21 protein-coding genes and 1 pseudogene are annotated in these 25,135 nt (G+C 67.2%); 13 read left to right on the top strand and 9 right to left on the bottom strand.

What is annotated here, in order from left to right; genetic code table 11:
- Both CCS01_RS34040 and CCS01_RS28980 read left to right on the top strand, forming a co-directional pair.
- Nucleotides 1–728 (top strand): annotated as a pseudogene (locus CCS01_RS34040) (hypothetical protein); the annotation flags it as partial.
- Between the two features lie 296 nt (nt 729–1,024).
- The gene (locus CCS01_RS28980; RefSeq protein WP_158258664.1) at nt 1,025–1,807 is read left to right on the top strand and encodes a polysaccharide biosynthesis/export family protein; all 783 of its coding nucleotides are present in this window, start codon (nt 1,025–1,027) and stop codon (nt 1,805–1,807) included.
- 58 nt (nt 1,808–1,865) lie between these two features.
- On the opposite strand, the gene CCS01_RS28975 is transcribed toward CCS01_RS28980, so the two are convergent.
- Nucleotides 1,866–2,249, bottom strand: a complete 384-nt coding sequence (locus CCS01_RS28975; protein ID WP_146102017.1) for a hypothetical protein — start codon at nt 2,247–2,249, stop codon at nt 1,866–1,868.
- A gap of 268 nt (nt 2,250–2,517) precedes the next feature.
- Here CCS01_RS28975 and CCS01_RS28970 point away from each other — a divergent pair, with 268 nt between their 5' ends.
- Nucleotides 2,518–2,796, top strand: coding sequence for a hypothetical protein (locus tag CCS01_RS28970; protein ID WP_104522240.1), 279 nt, complete (start codon nt 2,518–2,520; stop codon nt 2,794–2,796).
- Between the two features lie 3 nt (nt 2,797–2,799).
- Here CCS01_RS28970 and CCS01_RS28965 read toward each other — a convergent pair whose 3' ends face one another.
- Entirely contained in the window at nt 2,800–3,927 is a 1,128-nt protein-coding gene (locus CCS01_RS28965; RefSeq protein WP_239992444.1) for a sigma-54 interaction domain-containing protein, read from the bottom strand.
- A 347-nt stretch (nt 3,928–4,274) separates the two neighbouring features.
- Here CCS01_RS28965 and CCS01_RS28960 point away from each other — a divergent pair, with 347 nt between their 5' ends.
- Nucleotides 4,275–5,030, top strand: coding sequence for a transglycosylase SLT domain-containing protein (locus CCS01_RS28960; RefSeq protein ID WP_239992443.1), 756 nt, complete (start codon nt 4,275–4,277; stop codon nt 5,028–5,030).
- Nucleotides 5,031–5,946: 916 nt separating this feature from the next.
- On the opposite strand, the gene CCS01_RS28955 is transcribed toward CCS01_RS28960, so the two are convergent.
- The 4 genes from CCS01_RS28955 to CCS01_RS28940 form a co-directional block, all read right to left on the bottom strand.
- Nucleotides 5,947–6,645 carry an ABC transporter ATP-binding protein gene (locus CCS01_RS28955; protein WP_104522239.1) on the bottom strand — a complete coding sequence of 233 codons (699 nt, stop codon included), beginning with the start codon at nt 6,643–6,645 and terminating at the stop codon, nt 5,947–5,949.
- A complete protein-coding gene (locus tag CCS01_RS28950; protein ID WP_104522238.1) occupies nt 6,626–8,455 on the bottom strand; it encodes a branched-chain amino acid ABC transporter ATP-binding protein/permease in 1,830 nt (609 codons plus the stop codon). Before CCS01_RS28950 ends, CCS01_RS28955 begins: the two co-directional genes overlap by 20 nt.
- Nucleotides 8,456–9,122: 667 nt before the next feature.
- Complete coding sequence (locus CCS01_RS28945; RefSeq protein ID WP_104522237.1) at nt 9,123–9,998, bottom strand: branched-chain amino acid ABC transporter permease; 876 nt, start codon at nt 9,996–9,998, stop codon at nt 9,123–9,125.
- A 16-nt stretch (nt 9,999–10,014) separates the two neighbouring features.
- On the bottom strand, nt 10,015–11,355 hold the full coding sequence (locus CCS01_RS28940; protein ID WP_104522236.1) for a substrate-binding protein: 1,341 nt from the start codon (nt 11,353–11,355) through the stop codon (nt 10,015–10,017).
- A 310-nt stretch (nt 11,356–11,665) separates the two neighbouring features.
- Here CCS01_RS28940 and CCS01_RS28935 point away from each other — a divergent pair, with 310 nt between their 5' ends.
- A complete protein-coding gene (locus CCS01_RS28935; RefSeq protein WP_104522235.1) occupies nt 11,666–13,012 on the top strand; it encodes a substrate-binding protein in 1,347 nt (448 codons plus the stop codon).
- Nucleotides 13,013–13,522: 510 nt separating this feature from the next.
- Here CCS01_RS28935 and CCS01_RS28930 read toward each other — a convergent pair.
- Nucleotides 13,523–14,311 carry a competence/damage-inducible protein A gene (locus CCS01_RS28930; protein ID WP_104522234.1) on the bottom strand — a complete coding sequence of 263 codons (789 nt, stop codon included), beginning with the start codon at nt 14,309–14,311 and terminating at the stop codon, nt 13,523–13,525.
- Nucleotides 14,312–14,322: 11 nt separating this feature from the next.
- Nucleotides 14,323–15,315 (bottom strand): bifunctional GNAT family N-acetyltransferase/(deoxy)nucleoside triphosphate pyrophosphohydrolase, encoded by a 993-nt coding sequence (locus CCS01_RS28925; RefSeq protein WP_239992446.1) that lies wholly within the window; start codon nt 15,313–15,315, stop codon nt 14,323–14,325.
- Between the two features lie 198 nt (nt 15,316–15,513).
- Between CCS01_RS28925 and CCS01_RS28920 the strand changes: the two genes are divergently transcribed.
- The 8 genes from CCS01_RS28920 (at nt 15,514) to CCS01_RS28885 (ending at nt 24,466) form a co-directional block, all read left to right on the top strand.
- Complete coding sequence (locus tag CCS01_RS28920) at nt 15,514–16,338, top strand: TIGR03619 family F420-dependent LLM class oxidoreductase (protein WP_104522251.1); 825 nt, start codon at nt 15,514–15,516, stop codon at nt 16,336–16,338.
- Nucleotides 16,339–16,971: 633 nt separating this feature from the next.
- Entirely contained in the window at nt 16,972–19,182 is a 2,211-nt protein-coding gene (locus CCS01_RS28915) for an ATP-dependent helicase (protein ID WP_104522233.1), read from the top strand.
- Between the two features lie 491 nt (nt 19,183–19,673).
- Complete coding sequence (locus CCS01_RS28910) at nt 19,674–20,588, top strand: 50S ribosomal protein L11 methyltransferase (RefSeq protein ID WP_104522232.1); 915 nt, start codon at nt 19,674–19,676, stop codon at nt 20,586–20,588.
- 80 nt (nt 20,589–20,668) lie between these two features.
- Nucleotides 20,669–21,367, top strand: a complete 699-nt coding sequence (locus CCS01_RS28905) for a dienelactone hydrolase family protein (RefSeq protein ID WP_104522250.1) — start codon at nt 20,669–20,671, stop codon at nt 21,365–21,367.
- 11 nt (nt 21,368–21,378) lie between these two features.
- Entirely contained in the window at nt 21,379–22,617 is a 1,239-nt protein-coding gene (locus CCS01_RS28900) for a CaiB/BaiF CoA transferase family protein (protein WP_104522231.1), read from the top strand.
- Between the two features lie 365 nt (nt 22,618–22,982).
- Entirely contained in the window at nt 22,983–23,480 is a 498-nt protein-coding gene (locus CCS01_RS28895; RefSeq protein WP_104522230.1) for a nucleoside deaminase, read from the top strand.
- Nucleotides 23,481–23,933: 453 nt separating this feature from the next.
- Nucleotides 23,934–24,161: a hypothetical protein gene (locus tag CCS01_RS28890; RefSeq protein ID WP_104522229.1), complete on the top strand. Its 228-nt coding sequence runs from the start codon at nt 23,934–23,936 to the stop codon at nt 24,159–24,161.
- Complete coding sequence (locus CCS01_RS28885; protein ID WP_146102016.1) at nt 24,158–24,466, top strand: hypothetical protein; 309 nt, start codon at nt 24,158–24,160, stop codon at nt 24,464–24,466. Before CCS01_RS28890 ends, CCS01_RS28885 begins: the two co-directional genes overlap by 4 nt.
- Nucleotides 24,467–24,475: 9 nt before the next feature.
- Here CCS01_RS28885 and CCS01_RS28880 read toward each other — a convergent pair whose 3' ends face one another.
- Entirely contained in the window at nt 24,476–25,060 is a 585-nt protein-coding gene (locus tag CCS01_RS28880) for a Uma2 family endonuclease (RefSeq protein WP_104522227.1), read from the bottom strand.
- Nucleotides 25,061–25,135: the final 75 nt, after the last annotated feature.

Genomic DNA, 25,135 nt, shown 5'->3' with positions numbered 1-25,135 from the left:
CTCGTTCCCAGGCGGCGGCTCGTTCCCAGGCGCCCGAGGCGCCGCCGGCCGCGGTGCCGCCGGCCGCCCGGCCGCAGGCAGCCGCCTCCGCGGAGCAACCGGGCGCCTCCGCCCCGCTGGTGGCGCAGGTCCCGCCGCCGCCCCGGCCACAGCCATTGCCGCCGAACCTGGCGCAGCCTCCCACGCCGCAGGCCACCGGCCGGCACGGTGCCGCCACGCCCGAGCGGCGACAGGGTTCGCCCGAACGGCATGAGTTGGCGACACGCTATCTGCCGGTGTCGCCGAGGCCTCGGCCGGAGACGGAGGACGCCCAGTCGGTCCTGGCGCGCCTGCGTCAGGCAGCCCCCGCTGCGCCGCCGGCCGAACTGCCGCCGCCGCCGGCCGAGCGGCCGGTGCGCGCGCCGTCGCCGTGGTTGCGCCGGCTGTTCGCGGCCCGCTCGGCGCTGGCCGCCGGACGGATCGAGGGCGCCCGCCGCCTGCTGCAGCAGGTCCAGCTCCAGCTGGTGTTCCGTCCGGTTGGCGCCGCCGACGAAGCGGTGGTGGCCAGCCGCGCGGCACAGGACGTGGCGCGGGCGCTGGATGCGCTGGGCGGCAACGACCTGGTGCAGAGCCGCAATTACATCGACCGGGCGATTGGTGACAGCAACGGCGGCAGCCCGGGCGCAAGCGCGGCCGGCGACTGGGTGCCGCCACGGTCCGGCTATGCGCCGGCCTATCCGCCCTATTGATGCAGCGATGGCACACTTGACGATACCATTACGTAAACCACGCTGACTTGAACAGGCGGTATCGTCCGTTACACGCGATTCCATTGCAAACTCCGGTCCCCGTCCGGGTCAAAGCGTTGGCACGGCCTTTGCTGTGATCAGACTGTGATTGTTTCACCCGCTTCACGCCCATGAGCGGTGGGAGCGAAAGACTGCGTCCAGAAGAAATTGCCTCCTACGGGTTCGAACGACTTCGCTGACCATCCCCGCAAAGGTTCACATACATGACTCAACACGTCGCTTCCATGGTTCGACCAGTGAACGAATCGGCCTTGCCGACAAGGCGCCGCCGCATTGCGGTTCCGGCCGGGGTGGTCCTGGCCTCGACCGTCGTGCTGGCCGCCTGCTCCCTGGTGCCGAACCTGCCGCCCGCCCCGCCCGAGCCACCACCAGAGAGCTTTTCCGCCAATCTGCCGCCCTATCGCATCCAGGTCGGCGACGTGCTGGAAGTGCGCCTGCTGCTGAACCCGGAACTGAATGAGGAAGTGACCGTGCGGCCCGACGGTCACATCTCCACCACGGTGGTGCCGGATGCCAAGGCCTATGGCGTCACCCCGGCGGAGCTGGCCGCGACCCTGCGCAGGTCCTACGCCAAGGAACTGCAGAACCCGCGCGTCTCGGTGGTGGTGAAATCGTTCGCGCCGACGCGGGTTTATGTCGGTGGCGAAGTCAATACGCCTGGCGAGTTCATTACCGTGGGGCCGACCCTGACCCTGTCGCAGGCGATCGCCCGCGCCGGCGGCACCAAGCTCAGCAGCGACGAGTCCTCCGTCTACATCATCCGCCGCGGCCCCGGCGACAAGCCGGAATTCCTCTCGGTCAAGTGGCGGCAGGTCAGCGAGGGCAAGGACCCGGCCGCGGATGTCCGGCTCGCGCCGTACGACGTGGTGTACGTGCCGAAACTGGGTGTCGCCGAGGTCTACAAGTTCTATAACCAGTATATCGGCCAGTTCGCCAACCCGAGCTTCGGCTTCTCCTACATCATCAACAACCCGACCACCGGGTCCGTGGTCACGGCCCCCGCCGCAGCCACGCCTTGATACGGTCGCGGCGCCGGATGCTCCGGCGCCGCGATCCGACCGGGGACGAAGACCCGGATCAGAATCCGTTCTGCGCCGAATACGGGTCCGGCGCACCAACGGACTGCCGCGTCGGCGCAATCACGCAAGTCCCGCGCTGTTCCGTCGCCGCCCGAGCGCAGGTCTGCCGATCGGCATAGGTGCAATTGGAACTGCGCGCGGACGTAACTACGCAGTACTGGCCGACGTTGGCGCTGAGCGGCATTTCCGCCGGATTGGCCGAGCAGACCGCGTTCTTCTGCTGCGCCGCATCACGGGCGCACAGTTGCGCATCGTAATAGATGCATTGCGGTTGCAGCACCTGGCTGGTCAGGCAGAACGGCGCCGCCATGGCGGGGCGGAGAACAGCGCCGCAGGCCAGGACAGCACTGGCACTGAGGCAAACAAGAACAAGAGGTTTCATGATCGAACCTGTATGGCTGATGAACGCGGGTGAGGCCAGGACCGGGTCGCAATTGGCATGCCAGTTTCCCTGCCCGGACTTGGGAGGCGAAGTGCCCGGGGCGAAGTGCTCGGGGTGAAGTGCTCGGGGCGAAGTGCTGGGGCCGCATTGGCATGACATTTGCGGGCACCCCACGAACAGTCGAAGCGACACTCTAGCATATCGTCTGCGTATTCGTTTCAAACCTGAGTGCGGCGGGGCATTCTGGATGCAGCATGCGGAAACACTCATGGCGCTCGATCAGGCAAGCCGGGCAAGTCTCGCGGCCTGGCTCGCGGCGGCGGATCATATCGATACCGTACTCGACCTGTCGCCGCGGGCATGGCGCGTGCCCGGTGATCGCACCATCCTCGGTGTGTTCGAAAAAGGCAAGCCGCGGGCAACCTGGCTGATCGTGGCTGAACGATCGGTCTGGACCCTGGCGGCCTGTGACGGCGGCTGGGTGTCGGAGCCCCGCGAGACGCTTGCCGAGATCCTGGCGCTGATCCACCTCCGATCGGCGCCCTGACCGCTATCCGGCCGCGCCGCGGCCTCGGGCCACCGGCGCCGGCGCGAGGCCGCGCTTGAGGACGATGCCGTGCCGGCGCAGCATGCGGTACAACGTGACGCGTGAGACGTGCAACGCCTCCGCCGTCGAGGTGATGTTCTCCTGCATTTGCTCCAGCGCCTGCACCAGGGCCGTGCGTTCCTCGGCGGACCCGGGCCGCAACGCGGCGGCGGCCGGCGGCGGGCTGTCGAGGCGGTCGTCCAGGCCGATGAGCGTGTCGGGCTGGACCAGCGGACCGTCGCCGATGACCACCGCGCGGCGGACCACCGACATCAGTTCCCGCACGTTGCCCGGCCAGCGATAGCGCCGGAGCGTCGCCATCGCCGTGGGCGCGAATCCTTCCACCGGCCGGTTGAAATCGCGTGCGGCGAGGCGCAGAAAATGCAGCGCGAGTTGCGGGATATCGTCCGGCCGATCGCGCAGCGGCGGAACCGGCAGGGTCAGCACATTCAGGCGGTAATACAGGTCCTCGCGGAAGCGTCCCTCGGCGATGGCCTGGGCGAGCCGGACGTTTGTTGCGGAAACAATACGGACATTCAGGGTGATGGTCTCGCGCCCGCCGACGCGGCGGATCTGGCCTTCCTGCAAAAATCGCAACAAATGCGCTTGAAGATCGATCGGCATGTCGCCGATTTCGTCCAGGAACAAGGTGCCGCCGTTGGCATATTCGATCTGGCCGACGCTGCGCGCCGCCGCGCCAGTGAAAGCGCCTCTCTCGTAGCCGAACAGTTCCGATGCGACCAGTCCGGACGGGATCGCGGCGCAGTTCACCGCCACGAACGGTCCGCGGGCGCGGGCCGAACCGTCGTGGATTGCCCGCGCCAGCAGTTCCTTGCCGGTGCCGCTTTCGCCGGTGATCAGCACGGGTTCGTCGGTCTGACCGAAGCGGGCAAGCAACGCGGCGACCTGCCGCATCGCCGGACTGTCACCGATGATCGCCGGCGCGGACGGCCCCGGCGCGGCGGTGCGATCATCCACCGTCTCATACAGGCGGCTGAGCAGGGTCGGGTCCTCGACCGCCCGCTCCAGCAGCAGGCGCGCCAAGCGCTGTGGCGGCATGCGCGACAGATCGTCCAGGCTGACACGCGCCACGCCGCCCGGATCATCACGTGCTGGTTGTGTTGTTTCCGAAGTGACCGCCTGGCCCCGCGGCATGCTGTCTCGCTTCCGTATGTAAAGGTGGAAGATACATGTTTCGTCACATGACGTGTTATCGTAAAGCTCGCGGGCGCGGGATCACGAGAGCGTGGTATGGCATCATCAGATGCGGAACGTGACAATCTCGGCCGCTCAAATCGCCGATGTTGGCAAAATCCGGGCCACGGCAAGCAAATTTGACAGACGGCACGCCGGCAGATGTTGTCATGATGGTACAATAACGGTAAGTCGTGCTGATTGCTCTGGTCAAGCGCGCGGTTCCTTGTATAGATGTTTTGATTATGCAACTGTTCCTCTGCCTTTTGCTGATGCTGCCCGGACTTGCCTGGGCGGACCAGGATGCCGCTTCGGGTGTGGCGACCGTCCGGCCGATAACGCTGGCGCAGGTGGTGCCGCGACCGGCGGCTGCCTGGACACGGGCCGCTGCGGCATCGCGCCGGGCCGAAGCCAGGGCTGATCCGGCCAGCCTGTGCAAAGCCGCGGTGACGGCGGCGGAGTCCGCCGGCCGCCTGCCGCCGCGCCTGATGCACGCCATCAGCCTGGTCGAGAGCGGGCGGATCGATCCCCGGACCGGCGCGGTGCGCGCCTGGCCCTGGACGATCAACGCCGAAGGCGAAGGCCACTTCTTCGACACGCAGGACCAGGCGATCGCGGCGGTCGAGGCCTTGCAGGCGCGCGGCGTGCAGTCGATCGACGTCGGCTGCATGCAGATCAACCTGATGTATCATCCGCATGCGTTCGCCTCGCTGCAGGAGGCCTTCAATCCTCGCAGCAACGCCGCCTATGCCGCGCGTTTCCTGAACGCCCTGTTCGCCGAGGCGCGGGACTGGCCGCATGCGATCGCCGCCTATCATTCCGAGACCCCGGCGCTGGGCGAGGCCTATCGCACGCTGGTGATGGCACGCTGGCAGGGCCCGGACCTGCGGCCGTCACGTCCGGCACAGATCGCCTATGGCGACTTCACCGCCGCCCGGACGGCCTATGGCGCGTTCCAGCCGGCCAGCCGGGTGTATGGCGCGTTCGCGGCCACGCCGTAGCCTTGGGGCCTGCTGCAACATGGCCGCTCCCATTACCGCACGGACGCTCCAACCGCCATGACGATGAAAACGCGCCGTCGTCTCGTCCCACCCGGCCTGTGCAGTCTGCTTTAGAGCATATGCGGACAAGCCGGGCCATGACGGACCGGGCAACGGCCATGACGGTGGGACGGAGTCTTGGCTCCCCGCGTCCGCGGACCGACCTCGGGGGCGGCCAGTACCGGTCGCCGGAGATCCCGCCCCCTTTCCCTGCTGGGCTCTTGCGACGAGCGGCAGTGTCGTCTCCCGGGGGACAAGGCAGCGGCAGAGCCTGGATTGGCGACCGATTTTCAACACGGAGAACCCGAAGGACCACCGAAGACCACGAAGGGTGTGAACGAGTCAGCCAACGATGTGGCGCAGGCCGTGCGCCAGGTACAACGGATCTGCGGCGAAATCACCGATCCGCCGGATCGGCGCATCGAGGCTTCCCCGTCATGGCGGCTACCCGGGACAAGCCCGGGCACAGGCTCCGGGCCACCATCCACGCCTCGTGCTGATCACAGAAGGCGTGGATGGCCGGCCCAGGAATGCGGCTTGTCCGGTCCCGGCTCGCCAGCAAGGTCCGGTCTCCGTGGCGCTTCGTGGACCTCCGCTTTCTCCGTGTTGAAAATCAAGGAAGAATGCGCAGGCACGGACGGTTCCGGAGGGCGCTGCCACCGCCACGGCTTCAGCCCCCGATTTCCATCCCCTGCCAATGGCGGCCAGGGGCAAGGGCGGCGGGCTTTCTGCCCCATCCAACGGGGGCGGCATTTCCGGCGGGCTGTACTAGCCATGACGGTGGGGCAACGGGCCAGGCCGCCCGCTCCTTCCCGTCGCCGGCGGCTTCGGCAATCGGCCCCGCCTTTCGTGCCGCTCCCGCGCGGCCGCGAAGACCTCAAACCCCGAGATGCGTCTTCATCAGCGCTGGATCGCCCTGCAAGGCATCCGGGCTCCCGCTCCACACCACGTGGCCGTTGTTCAGCACGTACACCCGATCGGCAAAGCTGAGCGCCGCCACGACATTCTGCTCGACAACCACAATCGTGCGCCCCTGCCGGGCGAGCTCGCGGCTGACACGCACCAGGTCCCGCACGATCAGCGGCGCCAGTCCCTCGAACGGTTCATCCAGCAGAATGATCCGCGCGTCGCGGATCAGCGCCCGGGCGATCGCCAGCATCTGCTGCTCGCCACCCGACAGCGCCCGTCCGGCCGACTTGCGCCGTTCCGCCAGCCGCGGAAACACCGCGTAGATGCGGTCGAACGGCCAGGCGTCCGGCGCGGTCAGGGCGGCGATCCGCAGGTTCTCCTCCACCGTCAGCCCGCCGAAGATCGCGCGTTCCTCCGGCACAAGCTGCATCCCCATCCGCGCGATCGCGTGGGGCGGCAGGCCCTGGATCGCCTGGCCACCCAGCCGGATGTGGCCGCTCGCCGGCGGCAGCACGCCCATGATGCTGCGCAGGGTCGTCGTCTTTCCCGCGCCGTTGCGGCCGAGCAGGGCGACGACCTCGTTCTCCTCGACGCGCAGCGACACGTCGAACAGGATGTGGCTGTCGCCGTAGAAACTGTTGATCGCGTCAACCTCGAGCAGGCTCATGACGCTCGCGCATGCCTCCCAGGTAAGCGTCCTGCACGGCCTGGCTTTGCTGGATCTGCTCCGGCGTGCCGTCGGCCAGCAGCCGGCCGTCGTAAAGCACCGTGACGCGCTCGGCCAGTTCGAACACCGCGTCCATGTCGTGCTCGATGATCACCAGCGTGCGGTCGCGGCCGATGGTCCGGATCAGCGACCGGGTGGCGGTGCGCTCGGTCGGGCTCATGCCGGCCAGCGGTTCGTCCAGCAGCAGGACCGTCGGGCCGGTCGCCAGCGCCATGCCGATTTCCAGCCGCCGCTTCTCGCCGTAGGCCAGGCTATGCGCCGGAACCTCGGCGCGCGCTTCCAGCTCAACCACCGCCAGCGTCGCGGCCACCTGGCGCTCCACCGCGGCAATGCCGTCAGCACGGCGCATCAGGTCGAGCCGGAAGGCGCCACGCCGCCGCGCCAGGGCGGCGATGCGCAGGCTCTCCCGCGGGGTGAGGTCGGGAAACAGCGTGTTCAACTGGTTGCTCTTGCCGATGCCAAGCTGGGCCGCGCGGCAGGGGCCAAGGCCGGTGACCCGGCGCCCAAACAGGTGCACGTCCCCGGTCGTGGGGTGGACTTCGTCCAGCAGCATCTTGAACAGGGTGCTCTTGCCGGCGCCGTTGGGACCGATGACGGCGTGGATGGAATTCGGCCGGATCGCGAAGGAAACATCCTCCACGGCGCGCAGGCCGCCGTAGCGTTTCGACAGGGCGCGCGCTTCCAGGGCCGGCACCGCGGGCGCGGCGCGAACCAGCGGGGCGAACAGCGGCAGGCCGGGGGCGGCGGCCACCGCGGCGGGACCGGGCTGCACCGTATCGGCGCCGATCGGCCGGTGGCGCCAGCGGTGGCGGATCTCGCCGGCGATGCCACGCCGCAGGGCAATGACCAGGCCGATGAAAATCAATCCGAGAATCAGCTTCCACAGCGCGCCGATCCCCGGAATGGACTGGAGGTTGTCGCGCAGCCACAGCCACAGCGCGGCGCCGAGCATCGGCCCGATCAGGGTGCCCACGCCGCCGATGACCGTCTGGACCACAAGCTGGCCCGACGTGTCGAGCGCGAAGGCATCCGGCGGCATGTAGCTTTGCAGGACGCCGAGCAGCCCGCCGGCCAGCCCGGCATAGAGGGCGGCGATCACGAAGGCCGCCAGCTTGTAGCGGGGGACTGCGTGTCCCAGCATCGCGGCGCGCGGCGTGTTCTCCTTGATCGCGCGCAGGATCACGCCGAACGGCGACCGGGTGATCCGGCGGGCCAGCAGAAAGCCGACGAAGAAGAAGGCTGCCAGCACGCCGTACAGCGGCAGGCCGGGCGAAAGGGCAATCGCCGATGCGCCCCATCCCAGCCGCGGCACCGGCACGCCGGGCAGGCCGTTCTCGCCACCGGTGTAGGCGGACAGAGGCGAGTTCTCCAGGAAATAGGCCATCTGGCCGAACGCCAGGGTGATCATGGCGAAGTAGATGCCGATGCGGCGCACCGCCAGCCAGCCAACAACGATCCCGAACAGGCCGGCGGCGATCGTGCCGAGGGCCAGGGCGACCCAGACGCTGCCCAGCACGTTGTTGACCAGCAGCCAGGCAGCGACGAAGCCACCGGTTCCGTAGAACGCCGCCTGGCCGAAGGAAAGCAGCCCGGTCCAGCCGAACAGCAGGTCGAACCCGAGGCCGAGGATGCCCCAGTCCAGCACGCGCTGCGCCATGTCGAGCGAGCCGCCGACATGCGGCAGCAGGAACGGCAGGACGATCAGCACCGCGGCGAGCGCGATTTCCGGCAGGAGCGGAATCCGTCTCATGCCGGCCGTCCTTGGGACTGGCCGTTGGGAGGCGGACCTCTCGGCGTCAGGGCAGGCGGAGGCTTAGGGGCGTTGGCATAAGGGTCATAGAACGTGGTCGTTCCCACAGGGTGGTAGCCGGGTCTGGCTCCGTGCCTATCAGCATAGGCCGGCGGCTGCAGGAGGATTTGGCGCCGGGTCCGTTGCCCCATCGTCGTGGCCGGGCGTGTCCCCATGCGTATCAGGATAAGCGGCTGGTGGAGCAAGGGCTTCTCCCTCACCGTCATGGCCGGGCGTGTCCCGGCCATCTGCGCTTCGGCGGTGGGGGGTGGATGGCCGGGACACGCCCTACGGGATGCACACATCTCGGAAACGGTCCGCCGCGGCGTTTCCCTTTCGTCATGGCCCGGCTTGTCCGGGCCACCTGTCGCGGCACACGTGCTGGAATAGGTGGCCCGGACAAGCCGGGCCATGACGATGGAGGAACGCTCTCGGCGGTCAGGCAAGCGCTTGATTTCACGGTCATTTCCGACTTGTTTCCGAGATGTGTGCATCCCGTAGGGACACGCCCGGCCATGACGATGGGGAGAAGCCCTTGCTCCGCCGGTTCGCCTATCCTGATACGCATGGGACACGCCCGGCCATGACGGAGGGGCAACAGCCGTCCCTCTGTCAGCGCCCATGCGTCTCATACCCGCCCTTCCGTGCCGAACAGGCCCTGCGGATACACCGTCAGCAGCAATGCCATGACGGCGTACAGCATGACGTCGGAGTAGGCCGAGTTGAAGGCGCTGGTCAGGCTGACGATCTCGCCGGCGATCAGGCCGCCGACGACAGCGCCGGGAAACGAGCCCAGGCCGCCGATGACGATCACCACGAACGACTCCACCAGGAACGTGTCGCCCATGTCCGGCGTCACCGCAATGATCGGCGCATAGATCATGCCGGCGAACCCGGCCGCGGTGACGCCGACGGCGAACACCAGCAGGAAGGTGCGGCGCACGTTGATGCCCAGGATGCCGACCATGGTGGGATTCTCGATCCCGGCGCGCACCACGAGGCCGATGGCGGTGCGGTACAGGACGAACCAGAGGATCACCAGCGTCACGGCAATGATGCCGATGACTTGCAGCCGGTAGGTCGGATAGATCAGGAAGCCCATCTGGGTGACGCCCTGGCCCCAGGCCGGCACCGGCACATGTTGCGTGTCGCCGCCGAACCAGGCGCGCACCGCCTCCACCAGCACGATGCCGATGCCGAACGTGACCAGGATCTGGTCCTCCGGCGGGCGCTGGTAGAACAGGCGGACGATCCCCCGCTCGATCACCAGGCCGACCAGCAGCATGAAGGCGCATCCCGCCGCCAGGGCGAGCAGGAACGACCCGGTGGCCTGCAGCACGACGAAGACCGCATAGGCGCCCAGCATGAACAGGGCGCCATGGGCGAAATTCAGTACGCCCAGCGTGCCGAGGATGATCGTCAGGCCGCTGCTGACCAGCGCCAGCAGCGATCCGAGCGCCAGCCCGTTGAACGCCTGGGATAGCAGCAGCGCGCCGCTTGGCATGGCGTGCCGGCCGCCTTCAGGTGTACGGGCCGAGGTGGCAGCCGAACTCGTCGGGCGGGCTCATGGTGTCCTCGCCGGCCACGACCTCCACCACGTCGTAGAAGTCGTCGGGATTCTTCATCGCCGCGGGCGCCTTGCCGACGACCACCGGCACCGGGCGCACCAGTTGATGGTCCTCGGCGCGGTACCAGACCTTGCCCAGGGTGGTATCGAACGGGTCCGACTTCGACGCCTCCAGCGTTTTGATCACCGCGACCGGGTTGAAGGTTTTGGCACGTTCCACCGCCACCGCCCAGATCAGCATCTGCATATAGGCGATGTGCGCGCCCCAGCGCGGATGATAGCCGTGCTTCTGCAGAAAAGCCGTCACGAAATCCCTGGCGAGCGGGTAGCGGTCCTCCAGCGTCCACCAGAAATCGAGCGTGCCGTAGACGCCCTGCATCAGCTGGGCGCCGGTCTCCCTGGCCTGGAAGGAGGAGATGTTCGGCACCACCATTTTCATCTTCTTCAGCACGCCGAACTGATCCGCCTGTTTGGTCGAGGCGACGGCATCGGCTCCGAACGTGACGTTGACGAAGACATCGGCGCCGCTGTTGGCGATGTTCAGCAGCGCGGAACTGAAATCGTTGGTGCCCAGCGGAACCACCTGCTCGGTCGCGACCGACCAGCCGTGCTGCTTCGAGAACTCGGAGAACGAATTGAAGACGGAATGGCCATAGGTGTAGTCGGGGACAAGATAGGCCGCCTTCAGGTTCTTGCCGAGCGACTTCGCCACCACCGGGGCCAGCGCCTTGCAGGCCATGTAGGCGGACGGCTGCGAGCGGAACCCGTAGCGCTGGCAGTTCTTGCCGGTGGTGTCGTTGGAGCCCGACAGCCCGACCATGTTCAGCACCTTGTCGCGCTGCGCGAGTTCCTCCAGCGCGATGGCGGTGGCGCTGCTGACGCAACCGGTGATCATAATCGCCTTGTCGTTCTGGATGAAACCTGTCTGCGCCTGCACCGCTACGTTCGGCTTGGTCTGCGAGTCGGCGATCTTGTATTTCACGGCCTTGCCGAGAACGCCTTTGCCCGTCAGCCCCCATTTCTGCACGATCGGGCTGCCGGCGTTGATCGCGGCAATCGCCAGCTCGTAGCCGAGCTGCTCGTCCTTGCCGTCCGCGGAATAGGGACCGGTCAGCGGCGTGGTGATGCCGACCATGACGGAGTCGGCGCCGACCCCGGCGGGGAAGGTCCCGATCGTGGTGGGCGTGCCGGCCGCGCGTCCCTTCCCGGCCAGCACAAGGCCGCCGGCAAGACCGAGACCCGTGCCGAGCATCCACCGGCGCGGCACGGCGCCGCTGTCCGTCCCCTGGTTCATTTCGCTGCCCCCTGTTTTCCGCCAAAGATCGCGGCCCGGCGACCGCTGCGCCGCCGTTTGGTTGAGCAGGTAGATCGCAAAAGGGGCCGGCCGCAAATGATCGATTGGTGCGCGGCGGGCGCAAGGCGACGGACTCGCCATCATTTGTAGTTCCCCGTGCAACCCACCTTGTCACTGTCGATTGCCAGGGGCCTTGCCGAACGCGGCGGCGGCCCGAATATCTGGCTGCGTTTACTGCCGAGCCGGAATATATATTTTCCAAACAGCAAAACAAGCAAAAGACAAAACAACAGAACTGGGAGGTTTCAGGATGGCGTATCCACGCACGGTGTCGGCCGCGTCCCGCCGCGGCCTGTTGCGGGCGGGGGCCGGGGCATTCGCGGGCGGCCTGTTGCAGGCGGCCTTGCCGCGCGGCGCGTTCGCCGCGGAGCAGCCACCGCTCGGGACCTGGCCGGCCGGCGTCTCCGGCTCGTCGGTCTTCGTCGGGATCTGCCTGCCCCGCACCGGCACCTATGCCGCGCCCGGCGAGGATGAGCTGAAGGGGTTTGAACTGGCAATCGAGCAACTGAACAACGGCGATCCCCTGATCCGGCAGATTTCGCCGCATACCACCAAGGGGGTGCTGGGCAAGGAGGTGAAGCACGGCGTCGCCGATTCCGAGGCGAAGCCGAATGCCGCCGTGCAGGCGCAATCGCGGTTCATCAGCGAGGACAAGGCGATCATGATCTGCGGATCGGTGTCCTCGGCGGTTGCGGTGGCGCTCAACAAGCTCGCGGAACGGGAGAAGGTGCTGTACCTACCGGGAGTCAGCGGTTCAAACGATACCACCGGCAAGGACTGCTCGCGCTATTCGTTCCGCCAGTGTTTCTATGCCTATACCGCCGCCAACGCGCTGAGTCCGGTGCTGATCAAGTCGATCGGCAGGAACAAGAAGATCGCGTTCCTGACGCCGGACTACACGTATGGCCACACTGTGCGGCAGTCGACGCAGGAATTCCTGCGCAAGGGCGGCTGGACGGTCGCCACCAACCAGGTGTACCCGCTGGGCGCCTCCGACTTCAGTTCCTACATGCTGAACATCGCCAACAGCGGCGCCGACGTCTTCATCAACATCGCCTTCGGCAACGACGCCGTGCAGTCGATCAAGCAGGCCAAACAGTTCGGCGTCCTGGACAAGATGACGCTGGTCATGGCGTACAACACGCCGTTCCTGGCACGGGACGTGGGGCCCGACATCATGCAGGGCGTCTATGCGGCAACCGATTTCTGGTGGACGCTGGAAGACCGTTTCCCGGTCGCCAAGGGGTTCGTTGCGGCGTTCGACAAGAAATACGGCTACAAGCCGGAATGGCCGGCCAACTCGGCCTACATGCAGGTGGCGATGTGGGCCGATGCGGTGGAGCGGGCGAAATCCTTCTATCCGGTGGACGTGATCAAGGCGTATGAAGCCGGCCAGCACGTCCAGTCCACGGTGGGCGAGGTCTGGTTCAGGGCGGCGGACCATCAACTGGTGCGGCCGGTCATCATCGTGCGCGGCAAGAAAAAGAGCGAAATGAAGGGGCCGGACGATTACTATGACGTTCTGGAAGTGGTGCCGGGCGAGAACCTGATGCAGCCACCCGACGCTTTCGGCTGCCACCTGGGGGCCTATACCTGATCCTGTCCTGTCTCTCGTTGCTTCGGCGGCCGTCGCTCCTTCGTCATGGCCGGGCGTGTCCATGGGTATCAAGATGAGGCCGTGGACGGAGCAGGATTTGACGCCAGGTTCGTCGCTCCCTCGTCATGGCCGAGCGTGTCCCGGCCATCCGCGCTTCGACGGTGGAGGGATAGGTGACCGGGACACGCCCTACGGGATGCACACATTTCGGAAACGGTCCGCCGCTGCGTTTCCCTTTCGTCATGGCCCGGCTTGTCCGGGCCACCTATTCCAGCACTTGTGCCGCGACAGGTGGCCCGGACAAGCCGGGCCATGACGATGGGGGAACGCTCTTGGCGCCCAGGCAAGCACTTGATTTTACGGTCATTTCCGACTCGTTTCCAGGATGTGTGCATTGCGTAGGGACACGCCCGGCCATGACGGTGAGGGAGAAGACCTTGCTCCGCCAGACGTCTTGTCCTGATAGCGATGCCGCGCGTCCCGGCCATGACGAGGGAGCAACGGCCGGCTCTACTCCTCCGGCCCCTCCCCTGCGCTCAGCTCCGGCGGCTCCCCGGGAATTGGCACTTTGCCGAAACCAGCGATCAGCTCCGTCACCTCGGCGATCGCCCGGTCCGCCGCCGCCGCATCCGGCCCCTTGGCGACCAGCGTCACGCCGTGCGAGCCGGTGCGGTAGAACGGGTAGCTGCCGATGTCCAGGTCCGGATGGCGCGCCTGCACCGCCTCCAGCCCTTCCGCCAGCACGCCCTCGGGCAGGCCGAAGACATGCACCGCCCGCATCTCGATCTTCGCCCCGCCCTGCAGCCGCGGCGCCAGCCAGGTGAACATCGACTGCATGATCCGTGGCACGCCGGCCATGACATAGACGTTTTCCAACTGGAAGCCGGGCGCCACGCTGATGTCGTTCTCGATCAGCGTCGCGCCGCGCGGCATCGTCGCCATGCGCTGCCGGGCGGTGTTGAACTCCCCCGGCTTGTAGGCGGCCTCCATGCGCGGCCACGCCACCGGATGATGCTCCCACGGCACGCCGAACGCGGCGGCGACGCATTCGCTGGTGATGTCGTCGTGCGTCGGGCCAATGCCGCCGGTGGTGAAAACGTAGTCGAACGTCCGCCGCACCTCGTTCACCGTGTCGACGATCGTCTCGCGCACGTCGGGAATGATCCGCACCTCGCGCAGGGGAATCCCCAGGTTGCCCAATCCCGTCGCCAGGAACTGGATGTTGGCGTCGCGGGTGCGGCCGGACAGCACCTCGTTGCCGATGACCAGCAGGCAGGCGGTGGGATTGTTCGCGGGCATGGAGGCGTCCTCTAGAGAAAGTCTCGCAGCAGGGGAATCAACGGCTTGTCGGCAGGCGGCATCTCGTAGTCGGTCAGTTTCGTGGCCCTGACCCAGGTCAGGGTCTGGTTCTCCAGCGGTGTCGGCGTGCCCTTCCAGCGGCGGCAGATGAACAGCGGCATCAGCAGGTGGAAGGTGCCGTAATCATGCGACGCGAAGGCGAACGGGGCCAGACACGTTGCGGCTACGTCAATACCGATTTCTTCCTTCAGCTCGCGGATCAGCGCGGCCTCGGGCGTCTCGCCCGGACGTATCTTGCCGCCGGGGAATTCCCACAGCCCGGCCATCTTCTTGCCCTCGGGCCGGCGCGCCAGCAGCACCCGCTGGTCGATGTCGACCAGGGCGCAAGCCACCACCAGCAGCATCGGCTTGGCGTCGTCCGCCGGCGGCGCCGGTTCGGGCTTGGGTGGCTCGATACGGCCGAAGACGTCGTCGCGGGTTGCCTCGAACACCGTCACCATGTGCTCCTGCCCGGTTGTGACCGACGCCCGCATGCCAATGCCGACCTGGCGGAAGCCGATGCGGCGCAGCACCGCGCGGGAGGGTTCGTTGCCTTCGGTCACCTCGGCGGTGATCAGGTCCAGCGGCAGGTTGGCGAACGCCCAGCTTGTCAGCCGCTTCGCCGCCTCGGTCGCCACGCCGTGCCGCCAGTAGGCGCGGCCGACCCAGTAGCCCAGGCGGCCGGTGCGGCCGGACTTGTCAAGCCGCAGGCCGACGACGCCGATGAGCATCTCCCGCTCGCCCTCGTGCCCGGTGATCGCCAGGTGCCAGGCGTCGCCGGCGGCCAGTTCCTCGATCGTCGTTTCGATCCACTCGTCGGCCAGGGAGCGCGGGTAGGGATAGGGCACTTCCGCGAGGGTGCGCGTGACCTCCCAGTCGTTGATCAGCCGGTGCATCGACTCGGCGTCGTCCGGCTTCAGGGGGCGCAGGGTCAGGCGCTCGGTCTTCAGCGGCTCGAACGTCACCTCGGCGACAGGCGCCGCCGCCGGCTTGATCTTGCGCGGCGCCCTGCGCGGACGTTTCAGTGGCTCGGTGGTAGGAATCGGATCACCCCTGTCAGCTTTTCGTGCGCGCAAAGTGGCGCAGGCGACGGGCGCGGCGCAAGGGTGGACGCAGGCCGGACGACGCGCCACCCTGGCCGGACAAGCCGGAGGAGACGGAAAATGCAGCTGGGTGTTCATCTGCCACACATCGGACGCAAGGCCGGACCCGACAGCATCCGCCGCGCCGCGGTCCAGGCCGAGGAGCTGGGCTACGACGACGTCTGGGTCAGCGAACACATCATCGTTCCCGCCGATGCGCCCTACCCGCCGACGCCGAACTTCTGGGACCCGGTGCTGTGCCTGGCCTGGGCGGCGGCGGTGACGCGCCGGGTGCGACTCGGCACCTCGGTGCTGGTGCTGCCGCTGCGCCATCCGCTGCCGCTGGCGAAGGAGCTGGCGACCTTGCAGAACCTGTCGGACGGCCGCCTGATCCTGGGCGCCGGCGTCGGCTGGCTGGAGGCCGAGTTCGACGCCCTGGGCGTGCCGTTCAGGCAGCGCGGGCGGCGCATGGACGAGGGCATCGCGATGATGCGCGCCGTCTGGTCGCAGGACCCGGTGACCTTCGAAAGCACATGGATCCCCGCGACGATCAGCGCCATGCGCACGCTGCCGCAACCCGTCCGGCCGATACCGGTCTGGATCGGCGGCTCGTCGGACGCGGCGATCCGGCGGGCGTTGCGGTTCGACGGCTGGCACGGCAGCCGGATCGCGCCGGACAAGGCCGCCGGCTGGGTGAAGCGCCTGCGCGCGGAACGGCCGGGCGAGGAGTTCACGATTTCCGTCCGTGCCACGGTCAGCGCCGCCAGCACCGGCGATGTCCGCACGGTGCTGGGGACATATCGCGACGCCGGGGTCCAGCACGTGCTCGCGGCGCCCGAGGACCGGGACCTCGAGGATTATCTGCGCACGGCCGAGGCGGTCCGGAAGGCGGCCGAGGGGCTTTGATGCCGCGGCGCCCGAGCAGCCGGGGGCTTCCGGGTGGAGACGGATCTGGCGCCCGGTCCGTTGCCCCTCCGTCATGGCTGGACGTGTCCCGGCCATCTGCGCTTCGACGGTGGGGGGTGGATGGTTGAGACACGCCTGATGGCGCGCGCCGGAAGAATCGGCCCTTTTGGACGTGGCCGATGGTGCCGGCGCCATCCGGACACGCCCGCGCTTGCTTATGCTTGCGTAATTTTTAACACGGAGGAAGGTGAAGGACCACACAAGGGCCACGGAGACCGGACCTTGATGGCGGATTGGGACCTGACCGACCGCATGATCGGGGTGAGGCATCGCAGCATCAGCGCAGGCCTGCCCGGATGCCTATATGCGCGTGCCTGAAGGCGGGACCGCACTGCTTCATTGCCTGACTCGTTGACACCCTTCGTGACCCTTGTGTCTTCGTTTTGTGCCATAGTGCTGGTGTTGCGGGGCCGGGCCTGCAGCCCGCCCCCCGGTCGGCACTGCCGCGCGCCGCAAGGGCTGGGGACAGGAAGGCGGACTTGCCAGCGGGCGGCACCAGGTCTGGGCCCCCACGAGTCCCGGAGCGCGATCCCCAGGTTTCCACGCGTCCCGGAACTGCCCTATATCCCCGGAGTGCAAACGCCCGTTCCCCCTCCCGCCGACTACCTCGCCCGCCTCAACCCCGAGCAGCGGGCGGCGGTCGAAACCATCGATGGCCCGCTGCTGGTGCTGGCCGGCGCCGGCACCGGCAAGACGCGCGTGCTGACCACGCGCTTCGCCCACATCCTGCTGACCCGGCGCGCCTTCCCCAACCAGGTGCTGGCCGTCACCTTCACCAACAAGGCCGCGCGCGAGATGCGCGAGCGGGTCAGCGCCATCATCGGCCAGCCGGCCGAGGGCCTGTGGCTCGGCACTTTCCACGCCCTGTGCGCCCGCATGCTGCGCCGCCACGCCGAGCACGCCGGGCTGTCGGCAAATTTTACAATCCTCGATACCGACGACCAGCTCCGCCTGCTGAAGCAGGTGATGGAGGCCGAGCGCATCGACACCAAGCGCTGGGCGCCGCCCGGGATGATGGGCGTGATCCAGCACTGGAAGGACCGCGGCCTGACCCCGGCGCGGATCACCCTGGCCGAGGACTCCGACTACGCCAACGGCAAGGCACGGCTGCTCTACACGCTGTACCAGGAGCGGCTGCGCACCCTGAACGCGGCGGATTTCGGCGACCTGCTGCTGCACGTGACCGAGATCCTGCGTACCAACCCCGACATCCTGGCCGACTACCACCGGCGTTTCCGCTACATCCTGGTGGACGAGTACCAGGACACCAACCTGATCCAGTACCTCTGGCTGCGCCTGCTCGCCCAGGGCCACCGCAACATCTGCTGCGTCGGCGACGACGACCAGTCGATCTATTCCTGGCGCGGCGCCGAGGTGGAGAACATCCTGCGCTTCGAGAAGGACTTCGAGGGCGCCCGCATCATCCGGCTGGAAGCGAACTACCGCTCCACCGCGCCGATCCTCGCCGCCGCCTCGGGGTTGATCGCGCATAATGAGGGGCGGCTGGGCAAGACCCTGCGCCCCGGCCGCACGGACGCGCAGAAGGGCGAGAAGGTCAGCATCGTCGAACTCTGGGACTCCGACGAGGAAGCCCGCATGGTTGGCGGCAAGATCGAGGAGCTGCGCCGCGAGGGCCACAGCCTGGCGGAGATCGCCGTCCTGGTGCGCGCCGGCTTCCAGACCCGGGCGTTCGAGGAACGGCTGATCACCCTGGCCGTGCCCTACCGCGTCGTCGGCGGCCTGCGCTTCTATGAGCGTGCCGAGATCCGCGACGCCATCGCCTATATGCGCGCGACGGTGCAGCCGGCCGACGACCTGGCGTTCGAGCGCATCGTCAACGTCCCCCGCCGCGGTGTCGGCGACGCGGCGCTGCGGACGATGCATGAGGCGGCGCGCAGCCAGAGCATTCCGTTGTCCGTCGCCGCCGGCCGGCTGGTGGAGGCCGGCGGCCTGAAGGGCAAGGTGAAGGAGGCTGTCGGCACGCTGCTGCGGCAGATGGCGCAGTGGCGCGACCTGCTGGGCAAGGACGGCCACGTCGTCACCGTCGCCGCCATGCTGGACGAAAGCGGCTACACCGAGATGTGGAAGCAGGACAAATCGCCCGAGGCGCCCGGGCGGCTGGAGAACCTGAAGGAACTGCTCCGCGCCCTGGCCGATTTCGAGACGCTGGCCGGATTCCTCGACCACGTCGCCCTGGTGACCGAGAACGAGGAACAGCCGGACGACGCCAAAGTCAGCCTGATGACCCTGCACGGCGCCAAGGGGCTGGAGTTCGACACCGTCTTCCTGCCGGGCTGGGAGGAAGGCGTGTTCCCCAACCAGCGCGCGATGGACGAGAACGGCAACAAGGGGCTGGAGGAGGAACGCCGCCTGGCCTATGTCGGCCTGACCCGCGCCCGTCGCCGCGCCATCGTCAGCCACGCCGCCAACCGGCGCATCTACGCCAACTGGCAGCCCAGCATCCCGAGCCGCTTCCTGGAGGAAATTCCGGCGGAGCATGTGCAGCAGGCCAATTCCTCCAGCATGGCCCGCGATCGGCGCGTCGCCGCTGCGACGTCGTTTCCGACGCAGTTCCCGCTCCAGGCCCGCCGGCCGCGGGTGATCGAGGTATGGGAACAGCCCGGCCGCCCGGCGCGGACCGACTCGATTCCGGTGGGTGCGCGGGTGTTCCACCAGAAATTCGGCTACGGCACGGTCAAGGCGGTCGATGACGACAAGCTGGACGTGCATTTCGAAACCGCCGGCGACAAGCGCGTGCTCGACCGCTTTGTGGAGCGCGCCTGAACATGCCGTCTCGCAGGCAGCGATGGCCGCGCGGCGCAAGGTAGCCACTCTCAAGGTCGCCACTCTTGAGGTCGTCACTCTATCGTCATGGCCGGGCGTGTCCCTACGCAATGCACACATCCTGGAAACGAGTGGGAAATGACCGTAAAATCAAGTGCTTGCCTGGGCGCCAAGAGCGTTCCCCCATCGTCATGGCCCGGCTTGTCCGGGCCACCTGTCGCGGCACAAGTGCTGGAATAGGTGGCCCGGACAAGCCGGGCCATGACGAAAGGGAAACGCAGCGGCGGACCGTTTCCGAAATGTGTGCATCCCGTAGGGCGTGTCCCGGTCACCTATCCCTCCACCGTCGAAGCGCAGATGGCCCGGACACGCCCGGCCATGACCGAGAGGCAACGGACGATGAGCGAACGGACGGAGAGGCAACGGCACCCGCCATTCTCCGCCATCGCGGTGCCGGCGCGCCGGCCGATCAACTTCATGGAGCGCGCCTGATGGCCAATCACCCGATTCCCCTGGAAACCGTCTCCGTCACCGTGCCGGAGCATGCCCTGGAGGCGTTCGAAGCCGCTTTGTCGAATGCCTGCCAGACCGTCGGCTTCTTCCTCGACGAGGCGACCGGCACATGGCGGGTCGAAGGCGTCAAGCCCGTCGGCGTGCATGAATCCGAACTGGCCGCCTCGCTGACTCTGGCCGCCACGGTCACCGGCATCGCGCCGGAGTTGCGGCGCGAGGCGACCGAGGCTGATGGCTGGCTCGTCCGCACCTACGAAGCGTTCCCCGAACAGTTGATCGGCCGGCGCTTCGCCGTGCGCGGCACGCATGAGGCCGATCCGGCGGCGCCGAACCGGATCACCCTGACGCTGGATGCGGGCCTTGCCTTCGGCTCGGGCGAGCATGGCTCGACCCGCGGCTGCCTGGTGGCGCTGGAGACCGTGGCGCGCCGCCGGCCGCGGCGTATCCTCGACCTGGGGACAGGATCGGGCATCCTGGCGATGGCGGCGGCGCGGCTGCTGAACCGGACGGTGCTGGCGACGGACATCGATCCCTGGTCGGTGCGCGTCGCCGGCGACAATGCCCGGATGAACGGCGTCGGGCACCGCGTGCGTCCGGTATTGGCCGATGGCTGGCAGGACCCGGTGGTGCGCCGCGGCGGGCCGTATGACCTGGTGTTCGCCAACATCCTGGCGCGGCCGCTGTGCCTGATGGCGAAGGACCTCGCGCGGCACCTCGCGCCGGGCGGCACCGCGATCCTGGCCGGATTGCTGGCCAGCCAGGCGCGCTGGGTGCTGTCGGCGCATCGCCGCCAGGGCCTGCGGCTGGAGCGGATGCTGCCGCAGGGCAACTGGACGACGCTCGTGGTGCAGAAGGGCGTGGTGCAGAAGGGCGTGGTGCAGAAGGGCGCCTGACGCCCGCCCGCCCGCGCTTCCAGTCGGGGCCAAACGCCGCTAACAATCCCCGGTAACGACTGACATGGGGAGTGAAGGGCGTGGCAAGCATCACGATCAAGGCGACCGACGGCAGCGGCGAATTCTCGGCCTATGTGCTGGAGCCGAAGGCGAAGCCGGCCGGGGTCGTCGTCCTGATCCAGGAAATCTTCGGCGTGAACCAGGCGATGCGCGACACCGCCGCCTGGGTTGCCGACATGGGCTTCATCGCCGTGTGCCCGGACCTGTTCTGGCGGATCGAGCCGGGCATCGACCTGACCGACAAGACCGACGCCGAATGGAAGCGCGCCTTCGAGCTGTTCCAGACATTCGACCAGGCCAAGGGGGTCGAGGACCTGAAGGCCACCGTCGCCGCCTGCCGGACTCTGCCAGGCTCGAACGGCAAGGTCGCCACCATGGGCTACTGCCTGGGCGGGCGCCTGGCGTTCATGATGGCGGAGCAGTCCGACGCCGACGTCAACGTCTCCTACTACGGCGTCGGCCTGGACGACCTGCTGGGCGAGCTTGGCAAGGTCGGCAAGCCGCTGCTGTGTCATATCGCCGACGAGGACGAATACTTCCCCGCCGAGGGCCGCGCCAAGGTCGTCTCGGCCAGCAAGGAGAATCCGCACGTCGCCTGCCACGTCTATCCGAAGGCCGGCCACGCCTTCGCCCGGGTCAACGGCATCCACTGGGACGGCCGCTCGGCGGCGATCGCCAATGGCCGCAGCGCCGAGGCCCTGGCGGCAGCGCTGGCATGACGGAAGGTCCAATGGGAGGTTCAGTGATACCGGCGGGCAACGGCAAGGGGCTGGCGAAAACCGCCGGTGCCCTGGCCGGGATCAAGGTGATCGACCTGACCCGCGTGCTGGGCGGCCCGTACTGCACAATGGTCCTGTCCGATCACGGCGCCGACGTGATCAAGATCGAGCCGCCCCAGGGCGACGAGGTCCGGGACTGGGGACCGCCGTTCCACGAGGGCGACGCCAGCTACTTCATCGGCGTCAACCGCAACAAGCGCTCCATGGGGCTCGATCTCGGCAAGGCGGAGGGCAAGGCGGTGCTGCTGCGCCTGCTGGAAGGCGCTGACGTCGTGATCGAGAACTTCAAGCCGGGCTCGATGGAAAAATGGGGCCTCGGGTATGAGGACGTGCTGTCGAAGCGCTTCCCCGGCCTGATCCATTGCCGCGTGTCCGGCTTCGGCGGCGACGGGCCTCTGGGCGGGCTGCCGGGCTACGACGCGATCCTGCAGGCGATGACCGGCCTGATGAGCGTCAACGGCGACGAAACGACCGGCCCGATGCGGCTTGGCGCCGCGATCGTCGACATGGGCACGGGGCTTTACGCGGCGATCGCCATCCTGATGGCGTTGCATGAGCGGGGACGCTCGGGGCAGGGCCAGTACCTGGACATGACGCTGTACGATTGCGGCCTGTCGCTGCTGCATCCGCAGGCCGCGAATTTTTTCCTGAACGGCAGGCGCCCAGCCGGCACGGGCAACCCGCATCCGAATCTTGTTCCTTACGACAAGTACCCCACCCGCACCTGCGACATCTTCATCGCCAGCGGCAACAACGGCCAGTTCCGCAAGCTGTGCGAGATCATCGGCCGGCCGGACCTGGCGGACAACCCGCGCTTCGCCAACAATGGCGAGCGCAACGTCAACCGCGTGGCCCTGACTTTGGCTCTGTCGGAGGCATTCGCCGACAAGGACGGGCAGGAATTGTCGTTGCAGTTGATCCGCGCCGGCGTCCCGGCCGGGCCGGTGCTGCCGGTGGATGAGGCCATCGCCGCGCCGCATACCGCGCATCGCGAGATGGTCACCGAGCTCGACTGGTACAGAGGCATCGGCACGCCGATCAAGTTCAGCCGCACCGGGGGTGGAACGCGCCAGCCGCCGCCGAAATTTGCTGAACATGCCAGGGAGATTCTGACACAGCACGGCTACGCCGGTGCCGAGATCGATGCGTTGCAGGCTGCCGGCGTGATACAGGTGCAGCGGCGGGTCTAGATCGGTTACGCAACTTTACTGTTTCTCTGCCGTCGTGGCCGGGCGTGTCCCCACGGCTACCAGGACAGGGCGGCGGTTGGAGAAGGACTTGGTGTCCGGTCCATTGCCTCACCGTCATGGCCGGGACACGCCCGGCCATGACGGTGAGGCAATGGACCAATAAGGAAATAGATCGATATAGCAACGGACAAGCCGCCAGCCTGCACCACCAGCGCCAAAACGGCGGCCCCAACAATGAATCCGCCCCCGGAACATCAGCCGAAGCGTTTCCATCCCGGTTCGAAGCGCCTCGGCGGTTCACGTTGCGGTTGGACAGCCTTGAACCGCTGACGCATCAACCTTGATGCATCACCGGAGGTACGTTCATGCCCTGGACCAAAGACGACATGACCTGGATGCGGCGTGCGATCGATCTGGCCCGCAGCGGCGAGGCGCGGCCCGGCACCAACCCCATCGGCTGCGTGATCGTCCGCAACGGCGAGGTGATCGGCGAAGGCTGCAACGAGGTCGATCTGCGGCACGATGCCACCGCGCACGCCGAGATCGTTGCAATGCGCCGGGCCGGCCGGAAGCTGGCCTGTCATGAACTGCGCGGTGCGGTACTCTACACGACGCTGCAGCCGTGCGGCATGTGCACCATGGCCTCGATCTGGGCCAAGATCGGCCGCATCGTTCATGGCGTCGGCCGCGATGACGTCCATCCGATGTATTTCGAGGATCGGCATCTCGACACGGTGGACTTCATCCGCGATGCCTTCCGTAATGATCTGGCGCTGGAAGGCGGCCTGATGGTGCGGGAATGCGCCGCGCTTTATGTGCCACCTGAGGCCGATGTGCCGAAGGAGGAGCAGTTCAACCGATAGGGGAAGAATTTATAATGAATTTGATGCGCTGATTGATTTTCGGAGGCGCTTCTCTCGGTGAATGTTTCGATGTCGCCCAAATCAATGGGCGTGGGCAGGGACTTGTCCCGGGGCCGCCATGACGGGGAAGAGCCGGTGCGCCGATCCGGTGGGCGGTTATTTCGCCCCAGATCCTTTGTACCTGACTTACGGCCTGCGCCACATCGTTGGCTGACTCGTTCACACCCTTCGTGGCCCTCGGTGATCCTTCGTCGTCCTCCGTGTTGAAAATCGGTCGCCAATCCAGGCTCTGCCGCTGCCTTGGCCCCCCGCGGACGACACTGCCGCCCGTCGCAAGGGCTCAGCAGGCAATGGGGGCAGGATCTCCGGCGGCCGGCACCAGCATCTTTAAGCCTAGACTCTTTACCTCTTTTGAAGCGGCTGCGGACATATCCCGGCGCCGCCCGCCCTCCGATGGAAATTCCGATCGGGATCAGCTATCTTTCCTCCATGGACAAGTCAGTCAATCAATCCCCGCCCGGTTGGGCGGAGCAACTCGCCGTCAGCGAGGCTGAACTGGCCCGCGGCGAAACCGTGCCCGCCAGCGCGGTACATGACGTCATCCGCGCTGCGTTGGCCGAGTTGGAAAGCGACACGGTTGAGCCTCGCGCAACGGGGGGCATGCCTCCGAACCGTTGTTGATTGACTACACGCCGGCTGCTCGCCGCCAGGTAACCGAGCTTGCCGGTCATTACCGGCTGAAGCAGCAGTCGGAAGCGCTCCGCAACCTCGACAGAGCTTTGGCCGAGGCCGAAGCCGCAATCGAAGCTGGCCCGAGGTGCCCTCGCGCATACCCGGCAACGTACAACGACCTCGTCCGGCCCGGCATCGCGTGGCTGAAGTCCAGGGCATATTGGATCGCCTATCGGCATAGCGTCCCGCCGGTCATTATTGCCGTATTTTGGGACCGGGCAGCCATCGACGAACGCTATCCGGGTTTGGATTGACCGCCAGGGTCAGCCGTCCAGCACAGCCTCCGCACCACCCGGGCGGTCGAACGAAACACCCTCGTACAGTTCCGCCAGCGGCACCTCGATCCCGATCTCCGGCATCTCAAGGATGGCATCACCGGACGCGATATGGCCGACCCAGTCGTCGCCGGCGCGGGCGAAGATCGTCGCCCGCTGGTCGTCCTGAGACAGCATGACATAGCGCTGGATCGATGGTGTATCGCGATATTCCTGGTTCTTGATCCCGATGTCGGTGCTCGCCGTGCTGGGGCTGAGGACCTCGAAAACGGCCACCGGGTCCGTCACCACCCGGGTGCCACGCGGCACCGGCGAGCAGACGACGAAGGCGTCCGGGTAGCGGATCGAACCCGCCACGGCGATCTTGAGATCGCTGGTATAGGGCTGGCACGGCTTTCCCCGCAGACGTCCGGTCAGCGCAAAGACCAGGTTGCGTTGGATCGCCGAATGCTCGGACGTTCCGCCGGTCATCGCAACCGGCTCGAACCCGTCGAATTCCCAGCGCAATTCCTGTTGTTCCTCCCAGGCGAGGAACGCTTCCAGGCTCATCGGTTGTTTTAGCGCGACGCTCATAACTATAACCTCAGGGCCTCATGCAGAATAACCGCTCCACTTGCCGCACGATCGCCGCAACCGTCATGGCGGCGG

Origin of the sequence: Rhodopila globiformis (genome assembly GCF_002937115.1) — a bacterium.
GTDB lineage: Bacteria > Pseudomonadota > Alphaproteobacteria > Acetobacterales > Acetobacteraceae > Rhodopila > Rhodopila globiformis.
Note: the sequence above shows the minus strand (reverse complement) of the source record. Positions and strands in the feature narration are given on the sequence as shown.